22 protein-coding genes and 1 tRNA gene are annotated in these 17,643 nt (G+C 58.4%); 12 read left to right on the top strand and 11 right to left on the bottom strand.

Annotation, left to right across the window (positions count from 1 at the left end; genetic code table 11):
• Positions 1-70 precede the first annotated feature (70 nt).
• A complete protein-coding gene (suhB, locus tag ACLBW8_RS20710; protein WP_038446303.1) occupies positions 71-886 on the top strand; it encodes a type III secretion system regulator SuhB in 816 nt (271 codons plus the stop codon).
• 205 nt (positions 887-1,091) lie between these two features.
• Here suhB and ACLBW8_RS20705 read toward each other — a convergent pair whose 3' ends face one another.
• The 6 genes from ACLBW8_RS20705 to queA form a co-directional block, all read right to left on the bottom strand.
• Complete coding sequence (locus ACLBW8_RS20705; protein WP_053257883.1) at positions 1,092-1,634, bottom strand: glycine zipper 2TM domain-containing protein; 543 nt, start codon at positions 1,632-1,634, stop codon at positions 1,092-1,094.
• A gap of 123 nt (positions 1,635-1,757) precedes the next feature.
• Entirely contained in the window at positions 1,758-2,672 is a 915-nt protein-coding gene (gene secF, locus ACLBW8_RS20700) for a protein translocase subunit SecF (RefSeq protein ID WP_053257884.1), read from the bottom strand.
• Between the two features lie 9 nt (positions 2,673-2,681).
• Positions 2,682-4,553 (bottom strand): protein translocase subunit SecD, encoded by a 1,872-nt coding sequence (gene secD, locus ACLBW8_RS20695; protein WP_221295603.1) that lies wholly within the window; start codon positions 4,551-4,553, stop codon positions 2,682-2,684.
• A gap of 62 nt (positions 4,554-4,615) precedes the next feature.
• Positions 4,616-4,954 carry a preprotein translocase subunit YajC gene (gene yajC / locus ACLBW8_RS20690; RefSeq protein ID WP_053135483.1) on the bottom strand — a complete coding sequence of 113 codons (339 nt, stop codon included), beginning with the start codon at positions 4,952-4,954 and terminating at the stop codon, positions 4,616-4,618.
• Between the two features lie 43 nt (positions 4,955-4,997).
• Positions 4,998-6,113, bottom strand: a complete 1,116-nt coding sequence (gene tgt, locus ACLBW8_RS20685) for a tRNA guanosine(34) transglycosylase Tgt (RefSeq protein WP_003175976.1) — start codon at positions 6,111-6,113, stop codon at positions 4,998-5,000.
• A gap of 5 nt (positions 6,114-6,118) precedes the next feature.
• Positions 6,119-7,183, bottom strand: a complete 1,065-nt coding sequence (queA, locus tag ACLBW8_RS20680) for a tRNA preQ1(34) S-adenosylmethionine ribosyltransferase-isomerase QueA (protein ID WP_447806201.1) — start codon at positions 7,181-7,183, stop codon at positions 6,119-6,121.
• A 108-nt stretch (positions 7,184-7,291) separates the two neighbouring features.
• Here queA and ACLBW8_RS20675 point away from each other — a divergent pair.
• Positions 7,292-7,376: transfer RNA gene (locus ACLBW8_RS20675), tRNA-Leu, on the top strand.
• A 94-nt stretch (positions 7,377-7,470) separates the two neighbouring features.
• Positions 7,471-7,800, top strand: a complete 330-nt coding sequence (locus ACLBW8_RS20670) for a hypothetical protein (protein ID WP_447806200.1) — start codon at positions 7,471-7,473, stop codon at positions 7,798-7,800.
• Here ACLBW8_RS20670 and ACLBW8_RS20665 read toward each other — a convergent pair.
• The gene (locus ACLBW8_RS20665; protein WP_447806199.1) at positions 7,750-8,397 is read right to left on the bottom strand and encodes a LysE/ArgO family amino acid transporter; all 648 of its coding nucleotides are present in this window, start codon (positions 8,395-8,397) and stop codon (positions 7,750-7,752) included. The two genes, ACLBW8_RS20670 and ACLBW8_RS20665, sit on opposite strands and share 51 nt — an antisense overlap.
• A gap of 134 nt (positions 8,398-8,531) precedes the next feature.
• On the opposite strand from ACLBW8_RS20665, the gene ACLBW8_RS20660 reads away from it, so the two are divergent.
• A complete protein-coding gene (locus ACLBW8_RS20660; RefSeq protein WP_447806198.1) occupies positions 8,532-9,224 on the top strand; it encodes an NBR1-Ig-like domain-containing protein in 693 nt (230 codons plus the stop codon).
• A 6-nt stretch (positions 9,225-9,230) separates the two neighbouring features.
• On the opposite strand, the gene ACLBW8_RS20655 is transcribed toward ACLBW8_RS20660, so the two are convergent.
• The gene (locus tag ACLBW8_RS20655; protein WP_064454052.1) at positions 9,231-9,866 is read right to left on the bottom strand and encodes a LysE family translocator; all 636 of its coding nucleotides are present in this window, start codon (positions 9,864-9,866) and stop codon (positions 9,231-9,233) included.
• A 133-nt stretch (positions 9,867-9,999) separates the two neighbouring features.
• Here ACLBW8_RS20655 and ACLBW8_RS20650 point away from each other — a divergent pair, with 133 nt between their 5' ends.
• Complete coding sequence (locus ACLBW8_RS20650) at positions 10,000-10,371, top strand: PH domain-containing protein (protein WP_053257892.1); 372 nt, start codon at positions 10,000-10,002, stop codon at positions 10,369-10,371.
• 155 nt (positions 10,372-10,526) lie between these two features.
• Positions 10,527-11,303, top strand: a complete 777-nt coding sequence (locus ACLBW8_RS20645; protein WP_447806197.1) for a M12 family metallopeptidase — start codon at positions 10,527-10,529, stop codon at positions 11,301-11,303.
• Positions 11,304-11,518: 215 nt separating this feature from the next.
• Here the strand turns inward: ACLBW8_RS20645 and ACLBW8_RS20640 are convergent, their stop codons facing one another.
• Positions 11,519-11,827, bottom strand: a complete 309-nt coding sequence (locus tag ACLBW8_RS20640; RefSeq protein WP_447806196.1) for a DUF3077 domain-containing protein — start codon at positions 11,825-11,827, stop codon at positions 11,519-11,521.
• A 550-nt stretch (positions 11,828-12,377) separates the two neighbouring features.
• Here ACLBW8_RS20640 and ACLBW8_RS20635 point away from each other — a divergent pair.
• From ACLBW8_RS20635 to ACLBW8_RS20620, 4 genes are all read left to right on the top strand, one after another.
• Positions 12,378-13,514 carry a colicin E3/pyocin S6 family cytotoxin gene (locus ACLBW8_RS20635; RefSeq protein WP_447806195.1) on the top strand — a complete coding sequence of 379 codons (1,137 nt, stop codon included), beginning with the start codon at positions 12,378-12,380 and terminating at the stop codon, positions 13,512-13,514.
• Complete coding sequence (locus ACLBW8_RS20630; protein WP_064454056.1) at positions 13,511-13,735, top strand: DUF7683 domain-containing protein; 225 nt, start codon at positions 13,511-13,513, stop codon at positions 13,733-13,735. The genes ACLBW8_RS20635 and ACLBW8_RS20630 overlap by 4 nt, the downstream gene beginning before the upstream one ends.
• A gap of 165 nt (positions 13,736-13,900) precedes the next feature.
• Entirely contained in the window at positions 13,901-14,188 is a 288-nt protein-coding gene (locus tag ACLBW8_RS20625; RefSeq protein WP_447806194.1) for a colicin E3-like toxin immunity protein, read from the top strand.
• 4 nt (positions 14,189-14,192) lie between these two features.
• Positions 14,193-14,663 (top strand): hypothetical protein, encoded by a 471-nt coding sequence (locus ACLBW8_RS20620; protein WP_064454057.1) that lies wholly within the window; start codon positions 14,193-14,195, stop codon positions 14,661-14,663.
• Here ACLBW8_RS20620 and ACLBW8_RS20615 read toward each other — a convergent pair.
• Positions 14,620-16,002: an ATP-binding protein gene (locus tag ACLBW8_RS20615; RefSeq protein WP_447806193.1), complete on the bottom strand. Its 1,383-nt coding sequence runs from the start codon at positions 16,000-16,002 to the stop codon at positions 14,620-14,622. The genes ACLBW8_RS20620 and ACLBW8_RS20615 overlap by 44 nt on opposite strands.
• Positions 15,999-16,661 carry a response regulator gene (locus ACLBW8_RS20610; RefSeq protein ID WP_259763449.1) on the bottom strand — a complete coding sequence of 221 codons (663 nt, stop codon included), beginning with the start codon at positions 16,659-16,661 and terminating at the stop codon, positions 15,999-16,001. Before ACLBW8_RS20610 ends, ACLBW8_RS20615 begins: the two co-directional genes overlap by 4 nt.
• A 147-nt stretch (positions 16,662-16,808) precedes the next feature.
• On the opposite strand from ACLBW8_RS20610, the gene ACLBW8_RS20605 reads away from it, so the two are divergent.
• Positions 16,809-17,075 carry a PepSY domain-containing protein gene (locus ACLBW8_RS20605; RefSeq protein ID WP_053257899.1) on the top strand — a complete coding sequence of 89 codons (267 nt, stop codon included), beginning with the start codon at positions 16,809-16,811 and terminating at the stop codon, positions 17,073-17,075.
• Positions 17,075-17,620: a cytochrome b/b6 domain-containing protein gene (locus ACLBW8_RS20600; protein WP_447806192.1), complete on the top strand. Its 546-nt coding sequence runs from the start codon at positions 17,075-17,077 to the stop codon at positions 17,618-17,620. The genes ACLBW8_RS20605 and ACLBW8_RS20600 overlap by 1 nt, the downstream gene beginning before the upstream one ends.
• The last annotated feature ends 23 nt before the right edge of the window (positions 17,621-17,643 follow it).

The raw sequence follows: 17,643 nt of genomic DNA, 5'->3' as shown, positions 1-17,643 counted from the left end.
TCGTCCTTCACCTGAAGAAAGTTTCTGCTAGAATGCCCGGCTTTCTTTAACAACCTTAGGTGACACATCCATGCAGCCCATGCTGAATATCGCGCTGCGCGCCGCCCGCAGCGCCAGTGAATTGATCTTCCGCTCCATCGAGCGCCTGGATACCATCAAGGTCGACGAAAAAGACGCCAAGGATTATGTATCCGAGGTGGATCGCGCCGCCGAACAGAAAATCATCGACGCGCTGCGCAAGGCCTACCCTACCCACGGCATCCTCGGCGAAGAAACCGGCTTGCACAAAGGCAGCGGCGAAGGCGAAGACTACCTGTGGATCATCGACCCACTGGATGGCACCACCAACTTCCTGCGCGGCATCCCACACTTTGCCGTGAGCATTGCCTGCAAATACCGTGGCCGCCTGGAACACGCTGTCGTGCTCGACCCGGTTCGCCAGGAAGAATTCACCGCCAGCCGTGGCCGTGGCGCCCAGCTGAACGGTCGTCGCCTGCGTGTAAGCGGTCGTACCAGCCTGGACGGCGCCCTGCTGGGCACTGGCTTCCCGTTCCGTGACGACCAGATGGACAACCTGGAAAACTACCTAGGCATGTTCCGCACCCTGGTTGGCCAAACCGCCGGCATCCGTCGCGCCGGTGCTGCCAGCCTGGACCTGGCTTATGTTGCCGCCGGTCGTTTTGATGCGTTCTGGGAGTCGGGCCTGTCCGAGTGGGACATGGCGGCAGGCGCCCTGCTGATCCAGGAAGCGGGTGGCCTGGTGAGCGACTTCACCGGTGGTCACGACTTCCTTGAGAAAGGCCACGTCGTTGCCGGTAACACCAAATGCTTCAAGGCAGTATTGACGGCGATCCAACCGCACCTGCCGGCTTCGCTGAAGCGTTAAGCGAGCGAGCACAAAAAAGCACCCCGAGGGGTGCTTTTTTTATGCCTGGGATTTGGGCGATACGGCAATTTCAGCTACAACCGATACCCAATGTGGGAGCGGGCTTGCTCCCGAAAGCGATGGGTCAGTCAATAAATCTGTTGATTGACACTACGCCTTCGCGAGCAAGCCCGCTCCCACATTTTGAACCGCACCCGACTTGGAATTACTGCTGGTTCTGACCCAGGATCAGACGACCTTCTTTATCGACTGGAATCTGGCCACCGGGATCACGGTCCATGCGCACCGAACCTTCCTTGCCATCCAGGGTGTACCGCACGTCATAGCCGACAACCTTGTCGCTGATGTCGTTGACGGTGTTACAACGGGTTTGCGTAGTGGTGTAGGTATCGCGGTTCTGCATGCCTTCCTGAACCTTGTTACCGGCGTAACCTCCACCCACCGCACCGGCTACAGTCGCCAGCTTCTTGCCATTACCGCCACCGACCTGGTTACCCAACAGGCCACCCGCCAGCGCACCGACCACGGTACCGACGATTTGATGTTGATCCTGCACAGGCTTCTGCCGGGTCACGGCGACGTCCTTACAGACTTCGCGCGGGGTTTTAATCTGGGTTTTCACCGGCTGCACCGCCAGCACTTGCGCATACTCAGGGCCGCTTTTTACCAGGCTGTAGGTGGCAACAGCACCCCCGGCAGTCACACCGACAGCACCCAATACCGCACCAACCAGCAACGACTTGTTCACGTGAACCTCCTGACCATCACAAACGGACCGAAACGTCCGCGCTATACCCAGCCTTGGAGCGAAAAAAAAGGCGCGAGTTCAATACTCGCGCCTTCTTTGTAACAGCGTGTCAACAAGCGCCCATCAAGGGCGGTCGTCGACCTCCTTGCCGGTAGTGGCAGGCGGGATCAAATCCTCGCTGTTAAGGTTCAGCCAGATCAGCACCACGTTGGCGATGTAGATCGACGAGTAGGTGCCCGCCAGAACGCCGATGAACAGCGCCAGGGAGAAGCCCCATAGGTTGTCGCCACCGAAGATCATCAGCGCAGCAATCGCCAGCAAGGTGGAGATCGACGTCGCCATGGTCCGCAGCAGGGTCTGAGTGGTGGAAACGTTGATGTTCTCGATCAGCGACGCCTTGCGCAGTACGCGGAAGTTCTCACGAACCCGGTCGAATACCACGATGGTGTCATTGAGGGAGTAACCAATGATCGCCAGCACCGCCGCCAATACCGTCAGGTCGAAGGTAATCTGGAAGTACGCCAGGATACCCACGGTCACGATGACGTCGTGGATCAGCGACACAATGGCGCCGACACCGAACTTCCACTGAAAGCGGAACGCCAGGTAGATCATGATGCCGGCCAGCGCCATCAGCATGCCGAGGCCGCCCTGGTCGCGCAGCTCTTCACCGACCTGCGGGCCCACGAACTCGACGCGCTTGACCGACGCCGGGTTGTCGCCGCCGACCTTCTGCAAGGCCTCGGCTACCTGGTGACCCAGTTGCGGATCTTCGCCCGGCATACGCACCAGCAGGTCGGTGGTCGCACCAAAGCTCTGCACGATGGCTTCGTGATAACCGGCCTTGACCAGCTCGTTGCGCACCAGGGTAACGTCGGCCGGCTTCTCGTAGGTCAGCTCGATGAGCGTACCGCCGGTGAAGTCCAGACCGTAGTTCAAGCCCTTATGGAACCAGCTGAACAACGCCAGAACGGTGAGGACCATGGTGAAGCCGAACGCAACGTTGCGAACGCCCATGAAGTTGATTGTACGTAACATGGCAGCCCCTTAAATCCACAACTTCTTGAAGTCACGCCCGCCAAAGATCAGGTTGACCATTGCGCGGGTCACCATGATGGCCGTGAACATCGAGGTAAAGATACCGAGGGACATGGTCACCGCAAAACCTTTGACCGGGCCGGTGCCCATGGCAAAGAGAATCCCGCCGACCAGCAAGGTGGTCAAGTTGGAGTCGAGAATCGCGGTAAATGCCCGGCCGAAGCCTTCGTTGATTGCACGTTGTACGGTCATGCCCGCCGCGATCTCTTCACGAATCCGCGAGAAGATCAGTACGTTGGCGTCTACCGCCATGCCCATGGTGAGCACGATACCGGCGATACCTGGCAGGGTCAGCGTAGCGCCCAGCAGCGACATCAGGGCCAGCAGCATGACCATGTTGCCCGCGAGGGCCACGGTGGCGATGACGCCGAAGAAGCGGTAGATGGCGATAATGAACAGCGACACAAACAGCATGCCCCACAAGGCTGCGTCGATACCCTTGGTGATGTTGTCGGCACCCAGGCTCGGGCCAATGGTGCGTTCTTCAGCGAAGTACATCGGCGCCGCCAGGCCACCGGCACGCAGCAACAGCGCCAGTTCGGACGATTCGCCCTGGCCGTTCAGGCCAGTGATGCGGAATTGAGCACCCAGCGGCGACTGGATGGTCGCGAGGCTGATGATCTTCTTCTCTTCCTTGAAGGTCTGCACCGGCACGTCTTTCTCGACGCCGTTGACCATTTGCTTGGTGTAGGTAGTAACCGGACGTTGCTCGATGAAGATCACCGCCATGCTGCGGCCGACGTTGCTGCGCGTGGCGCGGCTCATCAGGTCGCCGCCGTGGCCATCCAGACGGATGTTCACTTCAGGCGTACCGTGCTGCGAGTCGAAACCCGCCTTGGCGTCGGTCACCTGGTCACCGGTGATGATCAAGCCACGCTCGATCAACGCTGGAGGACGGTTGCCTTCACGGAACTCGAATTCTTCGGCAGTGGCACGTGAAGCTCCCGGCTCAGCGGCCAGACGGAATTCCAGGTTGGCCGTTTTACCCAGGATACGCTTGGCTTCAGCAGTGTCCTGCACGCCCGGCAGTTCAACCACGATGCGGTTGGCACCCTGACGCTGAACGATTGGCTCGGCTACACCCAGCTCGTTGACGCGGTTACGTACCGTGGTCAAGTTCTGCTTGATGGAGTACTCGCGGATTTCCGCGATCTTGGCCGGGCTCATCGCCAGACGCAGTACAGCCTGACCATTCAGGTCGGCCGGTACGATGTCGAAATCATTGAAATTCTTGCGGATCAGCGCACGGGCCTGTTCGCGGGAAGCTTCGTCAGCGAAGCCCAGCTGGATGGCACCGTTGAGCTGCGGCAGGCTGCGATAACGCAACTTCTCTTTGCGCAGCAGGCTCTTCACGTCGCCTTCGTAGACTTTCAGGCGTGCGTCGAGGGCTTTGTCCATGTCGACTTCCAGCAGGAAGTGCACACCACCGGACAAGTCCAGACCCAGCTTCATCGGGTGCGCGCCAATGCTGCGCAGCCATTTTGGCGTAGTCTGTGCCAGGTTCAGCGCGACAACGTAGTCGTCACCCATGGCCTTGCGCACAACGTCTTTGGCCGGCAGTTGGTCTTCTGCCTTGGTCAGGCGCAACAAGCCGCCCTTAGCATCAGCCGCCAATGTTGCCGCTTTAACCTGGATGCCCGCGTCGTTGAGCGCTTTGCTCGCGCGTTCCAGGTCAGCCTGATTGACCTGCAGCGAAGTGCTGGCGCCCGTGATCTGGATCGCAGGGTCATCAGGATAAAGATTGGGAGCGGAATAAATAAAACCGATCGCCAGCACCGCCAGGATCAGTACGTATTTCCACAGAGGGTATTTGTTCAGCATCACGCCGCCCGCTTATAACGCGGGGCGCCTTGCGCGCCCCGTCGATTGGTAAAAGTTGTTACTCAGATCGCTTTGAGCGTGCCTTTTGGCAACGTGGCGGCGATGGCGCCCTTCTGGAACTTCATTTCGACGGTGTCGGAGACTTCCAGAATCACGAAAGCATCGGAAACCTTGGTGATCTTGCCGGCGATGCCGCCAGTGGTCACGACTTCGTCGCCTTTCTGCAGGCTGCCCAGCAGGTTTTTCTGCTCTTTGGCGCGCTTGGCCTGTGGACGCCAGATCATCAGGTAGAAGATGACCAGGAAGCCGACCAGGAAAATCCACTCGAAACCACCGCCCATTGGGCCGGCAGCGGCAGGCGCAGCGGCGTCAGCCATGGCATTAGAGATAAAAAAGCTCATTTAGCACTCCAGTTGCAAATAGTGAATCTTAGGGTCGGAAAACTCAGTCCAAGGGCGGCACAGGGAGCCCGCGCTTGGCATAGAAGGCATCGACGAAGGCGGCCAATGTACCCTGTTGAATAGCCTCGCGCAAACCAGCCATCAGGACTTGGTAGTGACGCAAATTGTGGATGGTATTCAACATGCTACCCAGCATTTCCCCGCACTTGTCCAGATGGTGCAGATAAGCACGCGAGAAGTTCTGGCAGGTGTAGCAGTCACAGGTGGGATCCAGCGGCGAATCATCATGGCGATGGAACGCGTTACGGATCTTCAGCACGCCTGTATCGATGAACAGATGCCCATTGCGGGCATTACGGGTTGGCATCACGCAATCGAACATGTCCACACCGCGGCGCACACCCTCTACGAGATCTTCCGGTTTGCCAACGCCCATAAGGTAACGAGGTTTGTCAGCCGGCATCAGGCCCGGCAGGTAATCCAGCACCTTGATCATCTCGTGCTTGGGCTCGCCCACCGACAGGCCGCCGATGGCCAGGCCGTCAAAGCCGATCTTGTCCAAGCCTTCCAGCGAGCGCTTGCGCAGGCTTTCGTGCATACCGCCCTGGACGATACCGAACAGCGCCGCGGTGTTGTCGCCGTGGGCATTCTTCGAGCGCTGGGCCCAACGCAGCGACAGCTCCATGGAAATGCGCGCCACGTCTTCATCCGCAGGGTACGGCGTGCACTCGTCAAAAATCATCACGATGTCGGAGCCCAGGTCACGCTGCACCTGCATCGACTCTTCCGGGCCCATGAACACCTTGGAACCGTCGACCGGCGAGGCGAAGGTCACGCCCTCCTCCTTGATCTTGCGCATGGCGCCCAGGCTGAACACCTGGAAACCACCGGAGTCGGTAAGGATCGGGCCTTGCCACTTCATGAAGTCATGCAGGTCGCCATGCTTCTTGATCACTTCCGTGCCCGGGCGCAGCCACAGGTGGAACGTGTTGCCGAGGATGATCTCGGCGCCGGTGGCGACGATGTCACGCGGCAGCATGCCCTTGACGGTGCCGTAGGTGCCCACAGGCATGAAAGCCGGGGTTTCGACGGTGCCGCGTGGAAAGGTCAGGCGACCACGACGAGCCTTGCCGTCAGTGGCCAATAATTCAAACGACATACGACTCATAGTGGTTCCTCAGGGCCCGCTTCTTTAGGAGCAGTCGGCGCCGGGTTACGGGTGATAAACATCGCATCACCGTAGCTGAAAAAACGGTACTCGTTGGCGATGGCGGCTTGATACGCGGCCATGGTTTCCGGGTAACCGGCAAATGCCGACACCAGCATCAACAGCGTGGATTCCGGCAAATGGAAGTTGGTCACCAGGCAGTCGACCACATGGAACGGCCGGCCCGGAAAGATAAAGATATCGGTGTCACCACTGAACGGCTTGAGCACGCCATCACGCGCCGCACTCTCCAGCGAACGCACGCTGGTGGTGCCCACCGCAACAACCCGACCGCCGCGCGCCTTGCACGCCGCCACGGCATCCACGACGCTTTGGCTGACTTCCAGCCACTCGCTGTGCATATGGTGGTCTTCGATGTTATCCACACGCACCGGCTGAAACGTGCCGGCCCCCACGTGCAGGGTCACATAAGCGCTCTCGACGCCTTTGGCGGCAATCGCATCCAGCAACGGCTGGTCGAAATGCAGCCCGGCCGTCGGTGCAGCCACCGCACCCAGGCGCTGGGAGTACACCGTCTGATAGCGCTCGCGGTCCGCGTCTTCGTCGGGGCGGTCTATATATGGAGGCAACGGCATATGGCCGACACGCTCCAGCAACGGCAACACCTCTTCGGCAAACTTGAGCTCAAACAGCGCGTCATGGCGCGCGACCATCTCGGCCTCGCCACCGCCATCGATCAGGATGCTCGACCCCGGTTTCGGCGACTTGCTGGAGCGCACATGGGCCAGCACGCGATGGCTGTCCAGCACCCGCTCCACCAGAATTTCCAGCTTGCCGCCGGACGCTTTCTGGCCAAACAGCCGTGCCGGAATCACCCGGGTATTGTTAAACACCATCAAATCGCCTGGGCGCAAATGCTCAAGCAAATCAGTGAATTGACGGTGTGCGAGGGCACCGCTCACCCCGTCCAGGGTCAGCAGTCGACTGGCGCGACGCTCGGCCAAAGGGTGGCGAGCGATCAGCGAATCAGGGAGCTCAAAAGTAAAGTCAGCAACGCGCATGATGGGGTTCGTCTAGCAGGGCCGGGAAGTCTAGCGGAAATAGTGAAAATAGACCATGAAACGTGATTGACCAACGGTAATCTCATCTCTATACTTCGCCGCCATTGAGCCCTGATGGCGGAATTGGTAGACGCGGCGGATTCAAAATCCGTTTTCGAAAGGAGTGGGAGTTCGAGTCTCCCTCGGGGCACCATCTTAAAGAAAGACCTTGAAATTCAAGGTCTTTTTTTTCGCCTGTAGAAAAGCGCGTATGCACGGGCGAACGCAGACGCTAAGGAGCCGGGACCATGGAGTTGACGCTGGAAGCTGTTGCGCTTTTTGCTCTCAAGCTGGTGCATGAGACCGAAGGCGCGAGCCCGATTCTGCGGGATGATTTGGTCATGGACGGGTATGAGCGGGAAGTGTTCGGGTTGTTGGTGCGCCAGGGTGATTTGGCCACGATTCAGGTGAAGCTTGATGAGTGTATTGCCCAGGCACTGAATACGTTAGGCGGTGCCGACACCGTACTCGGGCGTGAATTGCTCAAGCTGTCCGCCGATGTACAACAGGTCCGCTGCCTTGATGAGCTAAGCCCGCCGCTGATTACTCTCAAGGACTACCTGAAAGATATCCAGTGAGTCGGTGATCAACACACCGGCCAGATACACCATCAATACGGCGACGCCAGCGTCCAGGCATCGCCAGACCACCGGTGAACGAAACAGCCCGGCCAATCGCTGACATCCCAGCGCCAGCACCACAAACCACACCAACGATGCCGTCATGGCACCGGTTGCGAACAGCACTTGTTGGCCTGCGGGTTTGGCAGCACCCATAGCGCCGATCAGCACGACCGTATCGAGCCAGGCGTATGGGTTGGCAAAGCCGAGCACCATCGCCGTACGTAACAGCCCGCGTTGCGAATTGCCGCCCTGAGTGTCCGGCATGGACTGGTTACGGATGCAGGCCAATAAGCGCTGGGCACCAAACCACAGTAGATAAAGCGCGCCGGACAGCAGCATTAGCACCATCACCTCTGGCCAACTTCCCAGCAGCGAACCTAAACCCGTGACGCCAAAAGCGATCAGCAGGATGTCGGCCAACACACAAATAGCGACAACGCCGCAGATAGGGCCACGGCCGACAGCTTGGCGGATGACCAAGGTGTCTTTTGGGCCTGGGGCAACAAAAAGCCCGAGGCCAAGTACCAGCCCCTCGATAAAGTAAGGCGTCATGGCTACCTTTCAATCCTGGTGTAAAGGAATGCAACACACGCCAGAATCCCAAGGCGTAGCGCGGCGTGTAGTGTGCATACCTCGCTAAACGCAGCGGCGAGCAGGTTGTCTTTTTTGGCGTACAAAGGTGAGGCATGACGATCAGGACGCGGGACACCCTAAGGGCGCTGATTACTCGACGCAGCCGGGAACTGGGCAAATCCATGACCACCCTGGCCAAGGAAGCTGGCATTTCCAGAACCTATCTCTACGGATTGGCAGGCGGCGCCTCGCAAGATCCCTCGGTACGTACACTGATCAAACTTGCCAAGGCATTGCAGGTTTCGCCGCTGCTGCTGTTCCGCTACTTCGCCGACCTGGCAGGCGCTCCGGCTGACGCCAACTCAATGGCCACCACCAACCGAGCCATTGGCCTGCATGACTCGAGTGACATCGCCGTCTTCAATGCAGACGTAACCACGCCCGATCAAACCGTCGTGCTGCCCGGCGAAATCTTTCAGAAAACCTGGGAAATCCAGAACCTTGGCTCCCGCCCCTGGCGTGGCCGCAGGTTGGTGCGAGTAGACGGCGAATACGTCATCGCCCAACGCACCGCCACGGGCGCGCCACTGGAAGTGGTGATGGACACACACCTGCGCAGCCTGAACAACGAGGTCGCTATTGCAGAAACACTGCACGGCCAGCCGGTGCACATCACTGTGGAGTTTGCCGCGCCCAAGGAAACCTGCACGGTCACGTCCATCTGGCGGATCGAGGATGAACACGGTCAGCCCTGCTACGGCCCCGCCTTCATCCTGCATGTAATCGTCAACGTCATGGCGCGCTGAATGGCCTCACCGCCGCCCTTCAACCGCCATCCGCACCGCCAACCCCATCAACACCGAGCCCATCACCCAGCGCTGCACCACTTGCCAACCCGGGCGGGTGACAAAGAACACCGCGATGGAGCCCGCCATGATGGCAATCACCGAGTTAACGCTCACGCTGATGGCAATCTGCGTAAAGCCCAGCACCAGGGACTGCGTCAGCACACTGCCATGGCCGTTCGGGTCGATGAACTGCGGCAGCAACGACAAATACATCACCGCCACCTTGGGGTTCAGCAGGTTGGTCACAAAGCCCATCATGAACAGCTTGCGCGGGCTGTCCTGGGGCAAGTCCCGCACTTGAAACGGCGAACGGCCACCCGGCTTGACCGCCTGCCAGGCCAGATACACCAGGTACAACGCCCCGCCGAGCCGCAGCGCGTCGTAGGCAAACGGCACTGCCATCACCAACGCGGTGATGCCCAATGCCGCGCACAGCATGTAAACCACAAACCCCAACGCAACGCCGCCCAGGGAAATCAACCCGGCCTTACGCCCCTGGCAAATCGAGCGGGAAATGAGGTAAATCATGTTCGGCCCGGGCGTGAGCACCATGCCGAGTGAGATCAGGCCATAGGCAAGCCAGCTGGACAGTTCGGGCATGGTGTCGCTCCAGAAATAGTGTGTTGGACGCCATGGTATGGCGTTGGAAAGCCGGGCGTTAGATACAGATCCGCGAGCAAAACGTCATACACACTCACAGGCGTTTGCCGCACCACTCACCCAGGACAGGCACATGATCGACTTCAACAACAAAGGCTTCTTCAAACTCAAACAAAACAACGAATACGCTGAACGCGTCTCCGCCCTGCTGCTCGACGGCGAAGAAGTGATCGACGCCTACAAAGCCATGCGCGACGGCGTGGTCTTCACCACCAAGCGCATCATCGCGGTGAACGTGCAGGGGATTACCGGCAGCAAGAAGGACTTCACCTCGCTGCCGTACAAAAATATCGTCGCGTACTCGGTGGAAACCTCCGGCACGTTTGATCTGGATTCGGAGTTGGAGATTTACTTTTCGTCGCTGGGGAAAGTGAAGTTTGAATTCACTGGGAAGACTTCGATTGTGGAAATTTCGCGGATCATCTCCAAGCACCTGCTGAGCTGATCCCTTATGCGCTTAATTGTTTATCAGCCGCTCGAGCTAGGTCGTTTGGAGGCCAGCGACAGATAAAGTAATTGACTGAAACAAGCCTGCACAGGGAACTGTAGACCTCACCGGCAACACCCAAAGGTTCCTATAGCCTTTGGGTGATATGTCTTATGATCAATGCTCCCAGTCTCTTTCAACCGTTTCATACCGCAACCTACGCGGACAACGCCTCAAGCCCTGATGCGCAGTCTGTCAGCCCGATACGAACCAAGCGCAACGTGATCGACAAAACCCAGCTCTGGCCCAATGGTTCGACGATCACGATAGCGCTATATGACGTTAACGAAGAGGAGGCAAAGGCGATAAGGGACGTGATCAACGAATGGCTGCCTTACGTCAATCTCAAGTTCAATTTCGTCCGGGGCGAAGAAGGCGACATCCGTATCGCTCTCAACCATATCAATGACACCTTCGGCTCTGCGGTAGGGACAGGCGCGAAAAAAAAGCCGCCACACCTGCCCACGATGATCCTGCCGGGCGATATCCATTCACCCAGATTCCGTTTCGTGGTGCTGCATAAGTTCGGGCATGGCTTGGGCGCGCTGCATGCTCACCAACACCCTAATTCAGGCATTCCTTGGGACAAGCAGAAGGCGTATGACCACATGCTCAAGCACTATGGTTGGACCCAGGACCTCGTCGACAAAAATATCTTACCCCTAGAGCGTAGCGATGAGCATAGCTACCAACCTTACGACGGCGATTCGATAATGCATTACGAGGTCAGCCCCGACTGGACAGATGGCAGTTGGGGTCAATCGGAAACCTGGGATATCAGCGACGGCGATATCGCCCAAATGCAACAGGCTTACCCCATGCCGAAGCCACCTGCGCCGGCGCCTCTTTGCCAAGCGTTGCTTAAGTGGCACCCCGATGAGCCAACATAATCCCTGACCAAGCGATACCGCCCGACTTGACGCACGCAGGGCATCAAGCACTTGCTCACCTCGATCAGCAGGCAAAAAAAGACCTTGGCGTCCCAAGGTCTTTTTTACTGCCTACCCGGTTTAGCTGGTGCGCCTCGATCCAAACGTGGGAGCTGGCTTGTCGGGTCGCTGCATCGCTGCGAAGACGCCAGCCGCCACACCCTCAAATCACCCGCTTACACCGAAACCGCCTCGCCCTCCTCCATCACCCCATTCGGCAACATCCCATTCGCCAAATCATCCACTACCGCCTTCGCCATCTCCCCCAAATAATGCGCCGCCCAGGCATAACGGTCCGCGCTCTTGTCCATGGCGGCATCCAACGCGAGCATTTTGGAACAGTGCAGCAGCTCGGAGGCATGCTCCAGGGCATCGCGAATGGGCACGCCGGCATTGACGCGGAATAGACGGTGGAGGTTGGGCTGTTTGCCGCAGGTGGAGAAAGTGATGACGCCGAGGGTTTTGTTGAGGGGTGGGTTGATCATTGGGCACCTCCGGACAGCGTAGAGGTGTGGACTGCGGTATTGCGAGGATAAAACCGTTCAGAAACGCTCATTGGTATAGCTCCCATTCTTCGAAGAGAGCTGCCGCATTCGTTTCCAGGCGAATGGGTGGCAGCTGTGCGCAGGCTGGAAACCGGGGAATAGGCAAACCCGGCAGACTCGAAAGCCTCCCACGCACAGCCGCCATAACACGCATATGCTGGCACAAAAGTGGCGCCAGCGGTCGTGATAAATGGTGGCGCCTGTGCGCCTATACCCACGGGTTTCCAGGCCCGGTCGCCGTATAGACAGCGACGAGCGAGAACTTAGCTTTAAAAACTGGACGGGCAAAGCCGAGCCTTGTGACGAGAAATGTCCAAAGCGCACTACTTAAAATGCTGAAGATAGCTAAGTAGAAAAGTCTCATCGCCCCTTTTTAATTATCGTCGCTAACAGCGATGACTTTTCCCACATCCACCATCGAGCAAAGCCGACATCACCCTCTGATCCCCCCTCGTACGCTCACTCCCTCGCACAAGGAAGTGAGCCGGTCATGTCAGAGCGCTTTTACCCCATCACCGAAGAAGAACAACTCAAACGGCGAATCCTGATTCCGCAGCCGAAGCGGAAGTCCTATTCGCCGCCCATAGAGTTACTCGACTCAACACCCGCCCTGGCGCCTACGCCCGCAAAGCTTCCCGGTTGCGTGTTCACCAAACCCTGCCAACTGCCCGACGGCATCATTCGCTACAACGACCCCACCGGTTACGTACCGTTGGAGCTGATCAAGGATTACGGCCATTTCAGCCTGTTGGGTGGGCGCGAGGTGGACAGCCGAGGCGCAGTCGCCTTGCGCAAGATCAGCGGCAGCGCCCTGCCTGTTGGCTTGGGGCAGTTGGCGTTGCGTTCGGCGGTGGTGGAATCCGCAGCAACTGCCGCTGGCACTGTAGCCGGTGGCTTATTGGCGGGTTTGGTAGCGCTGGCTTGGCCGTCGGAGCTGGGTGATAGCGCGCTCTACAGCGAGGAGCAGTTGCGTTCGCTGCAACGGGCGCGGTCGCAGATGCGTTTGCATGTGGAGCAGCGTGGGGACGGCACGCTCAAGGGGTACGGGTTTTACACGGGCAACACTGCCGATTGGCAGATGATTGATGTGGTGCAGTTCCAAAGCCGTGGCGATCAGTTTGTGGCGGATTTGGGTGAGGGCGTGGAACTGATCTGGACGCCTGCGGTAGATCCGGGCGATACCCTGGGTATTCCGGTATTGGAGGCTGCGCCGCAAGCGCCGGTGATTTGGATTTACCCGCCGACGGAGAAAGCCACGCAGATTCTGGTGAACCCGATTTATCCGCCGGAGTATCGGGATTTTATTCTGGTGTTCCCCGTGGAGTCTGGGGTTCGGCCGCTGTATGTGGTGGTTAGCGTTCGGGCTGGGGATCACAAATATCAACCGAGTCCAAGGTTTTTAACTGCGTTTCCAGAAGCCGTACGCGCGCCTTCCAAATCCAGCGTCAGGGGCGGAGGTCATCTTAGGCCCCGCTGGAAGGATCCCCATGGCTATATCTACGAATGGGACTTCGAACGAGGCAAGGTCGAGAAGTACAACAAGCGAGGTAAGCACTTGGGCGAATTCGATCCTATAACAGGTGAACGAACCAAAGACGCAAAAGACACGAGAAGGATAGACCCATGAAACACCTGATCTACGTAGTCCCAGCGGGAAGCGAGAATATTTCGACTGAAATACCGCTCAACCTGAAAGCTGCCGATTTGCTGCCAATTATGGGTTGGGAGGACGAACACGAATGTGTCTATGACTACCTACTTACTCCGCAACAAATCGAAGGTATCGAAAACCTTACCTCATTGGTCTTTCCAAAAAATGCGTCGCTGTATTTGGCATGCGACGCGTAACCATTTTAAAGAGTCGAAACCTCATTCGCCGACGTTCACTTTCAGGGAAAAGACTCCGAAAGATCCCCTGGCATCTCAGGGTTCTCACCCGACTCGCAGGGTCCGCAATACCAAGGAACGGCGCAACCTGAGCGTCGAATTTACCGATATAGAGGACTAGCAAAAGTGGTCATGAAAATCAGATTGTGCTGGTACGAAAAGAACAGTGATGACTTAAAAGAAAATGAGTACTCAGCGGATATCCATGACGCAGACAGTTCTTTTGAAGCTCTGGGGTTGAGCGAAGAAACCGCAATATATGCCGGGGGTTTCAACGTTCTCCCTACCTGGATAAAAATTCTCCAGCCACACTTCCAGCATGTAATACAGCCCAACCTATTCGACTACCAAATTTCCTTCCGCTATCAAGGCGCTTGGCCGCCACCTCCAAAGCAACCCAGGAAGGAATCCTGAAGCAATGAAAAAGCCCCTTCTCTACCGCTCAGTCAACACCCGTACCCACGGTGTGCGCCACGGTAGCGGTTTCGCTTATCGCTATGAACGGCATACCAAAAGTGCACAGCGTTCACTGTCCACCCGCGGTTCAATGCACAGCCGTCAACGACACGGTTTTGACTACACGCCGCTATTCCGATTTCTCCTGTCCAACGTTGGTCGGCCATGGGACAAGGTGTTCAGCGAAGCCAATGCTCGCCTGGATCGCCCGGAGCCCGTGTTCTGGATGGTTGCTCTGCATGAAAATGACAAAGACGACTATGTGCTATTGGGTGATTTCAGCTATTACAGCGGTTTGTGGGTCGACGCGGCAGGCCTGCTGCAAAAGGTTAACCCCCAATTGACGCCCGAACAGATGAAGCCCAGTTGTGACTGCTGCACCCACACGTTCAACGGTGTGGTATTCCCGCAGGCGCTTGCGCGCAAGCCGTGAAGCTCAGCCGCGCGCGCAAGCCGCCCTGCTGCAAATTTTGCAACGTCAACGCACTGCCGATCTTGCCCACGATCATCTCCACAATCGCCAACCCCAACCCCGCGCCGTTCGCGTTATCCCGGCTATAAAACCGCTCAAACAAACGCCCCATTTCCGCTTCATCAATCCCCGGGCCCTGGTCTTCCACGCTCAAGCAGTTAACGCCAATCACCACTTTCACTTCGCTGCCCGCCGGGGAAAAATTCAGTGCATTGGTCACCAGGTTCTGTAGCGCGATGGCCAGGGCCACCGGCTCGGTTTGCACCCAACACTCTTCTTCGCCTTCGAGCACCAACTCCACACCTTTCTCCATGGCCAGCGGCGTTAATTCGGCCAGTTCTTCGCGCACCAGTTCCGTCAATTGCACAGGCTTGCGCACGGGGTTGCTCAGTTGCGGCTCGATGCGCGCCATGGTCAGTAATTGGCTGCCAATGCGTGTGGCGCGGTCCACGCCATTGACCAGGAAGTCCAAGGCTTCGCGCCGTTGCGCTTCGGTCGCAGCACTTTGGGCGTTTTGTGCATGGATGCGCAGGATCGCCAATGGCGTGCGCAGTTCGTGGGCGGCGTCGGCGATGAAACGGCGTTCGCGCTCCAACAGGTCATCCATTTGCACCAACAGCCGGTTAAGCGCGGTTTGCATGGGCTCCAGATCGGTCGGCAACGGCTTGAGGTTCAGCGGTTGCAAGGTGTCGGTATTGCGCCCCCGAATCGACCTCACCATGGCGCGCAACGGGGTGAGCCCCCAGCCAATGGTCAGCCAGATCAACACGGTCAGCAGTGGCACGCCGATCAAGGTGGGCCAAAGGGTGTGGCGCACAATGCGCTCGATCAGGTCCTGGCGAATGTCGTCGCGCTCGCCCACCCAGATCAGCAGTCCCTGTTGCGGGTCGGCGAGGAGGTAGGCGCACCAGTCATTATCGTTGTCCATGATGTCGTGGGCGCCGAGGGTGGCCGGCGGTGCAGTCAGCACGGGGGCTTCGGCGGAACGTACGAGCAATTGCCCGTCACTGCGCCACACCTGGAAGGTCAGGCGAGTTTCGTACGGGTGGGCCACGCCCTCCTCCCCCACTCGGCTCATGGCCTGGTCGAACGCCTGATATAAGCGGTCCCAGTCGGCTTCGCCGGGGTCGCGTTGGCGCAGCACACCTTGCAGCAGGCGCGCACTTTGGGCGAGTTGGGCGTCGTAGACTTCTTCGATTTCGTGGTGGCTGTCGCGCAGCACGAGCCAGCTGATCAGCGCGTCACCGAGCAAAATAAACACCAACACCGGTACGAGGATGCGCGCGCGAACCGAGGTCATGGTTTAAGCGCCAGCACATAGCCAACACCGCGCACGGTGCGGATCAGGTCGGTGGAGAGTTTTTTACGCAGGTTGTGGATAAGTACTTCGAGGGTGTTGCTCTCGACCCGGTCCTGCCAGCCATACAACGCCCGGGCGAGGCGCTCGCGGGTCACCACTTTGCCGGGGCGCACCATCAGTTGGTGCAGCAGCTGGTATTCCATCGGCGTGACGATGATCTCTTCATCCTGGTAACGCACTTGCTGGGTGGCCGGGTCGAGGCTGACGCCGGCATGTTCCAGCATCGGTTGCGCGCGGCCCTGGCTGCGGCGCAACAGGGCGCGCACGCGGGCTTTGAGTTCTTCGACGTCGAAGGGTTTGATCAGGTAGTCGTCGGCGCCCGCGTCCAGCCCGGCGATGCGTTCGGCGGTGCCGTCGCGGGCGGTGAGGATCAGCACTGGCAAGTCGTGTTGGCCGGCGCGCAGTTGCTGCAACAGGTCGAGGCCATCCAGGCGTGGCAGGCCGAGGTCGAGCAGCAGTAAATCGAAGCTTTCAGTGCGCAGCGCGTGCAAGGCGCTGAGGCCATCTTGCAGCCAATCCAGCGTGTAGCCTTCAGCGCTCAATGCCACGCGAATGCCCTGGCCGAGGGCACGATCATCTTCGACAAGGAGTAGGCGCATAACGAAATCTCTGTAGGAAACGGCGGAATCATGCCGGTTCTACGGTGGGTCATTCCGGGAAAGATGTTACGGCGCGTTGCCAACTAAGGTTGCACTAAGGTTGGTTTTGCACTGTGAAATCCCCCCACATCTGCTGAGAGCTTTTTCATGCGCAAAATTCTCCTGCTGTCTCTGCTTATCGCCAGCCCAATGGCCCTCGCCGGCCCGCAGTGCACCACCGCCGAGCGTTCGCAATGGCAAGACGAAAAGGCCTTTCAGGACAAGCTCAAGGCCGACGGTTACACCATCAGCAAGTTCAAGGTCACTGACGGCAACTGCTACGAGATCTACGGCTTCGACAAGGACAAGCGCAAGGTCGAGATCTACCACGACCCGGTCACCGGCAAGGCCGTGAAGACTGAGATCAAGGGCTGATGCCAGGCGAATCCCTGCGCCTGTGGGACCCGCTGGTGAGGCTGTTTCATCTGTCTATCGCCGGGGTCTTTATCGCCAATTACTTCTTTAACGAAGCGGGCGATGACTGGCATGTGTGGCTGGGCTACTACGCCATGGCCTGGCTGCTGGTGCGGTTGGTTTGGGGGTTTGTAGGGCCGCGCAGTGCGCGCTGGTCGGATTTCTGGCCATCGCCTGCGCGCTTCGGTAACCACGTGCGCATGGTTTTCACCGGACGAGCACTGCATCGCCTCGGCCATTCGCCCATCGGCGCGCTGGTGATGCTGTTGATGATGTCGGCGCTGCTGACCCTCGGTATCAGCGGCTTCCTGATGCAGGAAGTCGACGCGCTATGGGGCGCCGATTGGCCGCTGCAAGTCCACGAGACCGCCGCCAATGTGCTGCTGGCCCTGGTCTGTGTGCATGTACTGGCCGCCGTGTATGAAAGTCTCCAGGTGAAGGACAACCTGCCGTTATCCATGCTCACCGGTCGCAGGAAGCGCCTGCCGGATGATCGTGCGCAGTAATCCTTTTCACTGACAGGTTCTCT

The sequence above is a fragment of the Pseudomonas sp. M5A4_2d genome, from assembly GCF_053345295.1.
Note: the sequence above shows the minus strand (reverse complement) of the source record. Positions and strands in the feature narration are given on the sequence as shown.

What these genes read in the sequence shown, in the direction of transcription:
- suhB (WP_038446303.1), top strand. Translation starts at nt 71, where the DNA reads ATGCAGCCCATGCTGAATATCGCGCTGCGCGCCGCCCGCAGCGCCAGT.
- secF (WP_053257884.1), bottom strand. Translation starts at nt 2,672, where the DNA reads ATGTTACGTACAATCAACTTCATGGGCGTTCGCAACGTTGCGTTCGGC.
- secD (WP_221295603.1), bottom strand. Translation starts at nt 4,553, where the DNA reads ATGCTGAACAAATACCCTCTGTGGAAATACGTACTGATCCTGGCGGTG.
- yajC (WP_053135483.1), bottom strand. Translation starts at nt 4,954, where the DNA reads ATGAGCTTTTTTATCTCTAATGCCATGGCTGACGCCGCTGCGCCTGCC.
- tgt (WP_003175976.1), bottom strand. Translation starts at nt 6,113, where the DNA reads ATGTCGTTTGAATTATTGGCCACTGACGGCAAGGCTCGTCGTGGTCGC.
- queA (WP_447806201.1), bottom strand. Translation starts at nt 7,183, where the DNA reads ATGCGCGTTGCTGACTTTACTTTTGAGCTCCCTGATTCGCTGATCGCT.
- ACLBW8_RS20670 (WP_447806200.1), top strand. Translation starts at nt 7,471, where the DNA reads ATGGAGTTGACGCTGGAAGCTGTTGCGCTTTTTGCTCTCAAGCTGGTG.
- ACLBW8_RS20665 (WP_447806199.1), bottom strand. Translation starts at nt 8,397, where the DNA reads ATGACGCCTTACTTTATCGAGGGGCTGGTACTTGGCCTCGGGCTTTTT.
- ACLBW8_RS20660 (WP_447806198.1), top strand. Translation starts at nt 8,532, where the DNA reads ATGACGATCAGGACGCGGGACACCCTAAGGGCGCTGATTACTCGACGC.
- ACLBW8_RS20655 (WP_064454052.1), bottom strand. Translation starts at nt 9,866, where the DNA reads ATGCCCGAACTGTCCAGCTGGCTTGCCTATGGCCTGATCTCACTCGGC.
- ACLBW8_RS20650 (WP_053257892.1), top strand. Translation starts at nt 10,000, where the DNA reads ATGATCGACTTCAACAACAAAGGCTTCTTCAAACTCAAACAAAACAAC.
- ACLBW8_RS20645 (WP_447806197.1), top strand. Translation starts at nt 10,527, where the DNA reads ATGATCAATGCTCCCAGTCTCTTTCAACCGTTTCATACCGCAACCTAC.
- ACLBW8_RS20640 (WP_447806196.1), bottom strand. Translation starts at nt 11,827, where the DNA reads ATGATCAACCCACCCCTCAACAAAACCCTCGGCGTCATCACTTTCTCC.
- ACLBW8_RS20635 (WP_447806195.1), top strand. Translation starts at nt 12,378, where the DNA reads ATGTCAGAGCGCTTTTACCCCATCACCGAAGAAGAACAACTCAAACGG.
- ACLBW8_RS20630 (WP_064454056.1), top strand. Translation starts at nt 13,511, where the DNA reads ATGAAACACCTGATCTACGTAGTCCCAGCGGGAAGCGAGAATATTTCG.
- ACLBW8_RS20620 (WP_064454057.1), top strand. Translation starts at nt 14,193, where the DNA reads ATGAAAAAGCCCCTTCTCTACCGCTCAGTCAACACCCGTACCCACGGT.
- ACLBW8_RS20615 (WP_447806193.1), bottom strand. Translation starts at nt 16,002, where the DNA reads ATGACCTCGGTTCGCGCGCGCATCCTCGTACCGGTGTTGGTGTTTATT.
- ACLBW8_RS20610 (WP_259763449.1), bottom strand. Translation starts at nt 16,661, where the DNA reads ATGCGCCTACTCCTTGTCGAAGATGATCGTGCCCTCGGCCAGGGCATT.
- ACLBW8_RS20605 (WP_053257899.1), top strand. Translation starts at nt 16,809, where the DNA reads ATGCGCAAAATTCTCCTGCTGTCTCTGCTTATCGCCAGCCCAATGGCC.
- ACLBW8_RS20600 (WP_447806192.1), top strand. Translation starts at nt 17,075, where the DNA reads ATGCCAGGCGAATCCCTGCGCCTGTGGGACCCGCTGGTGAGGCTGTTT.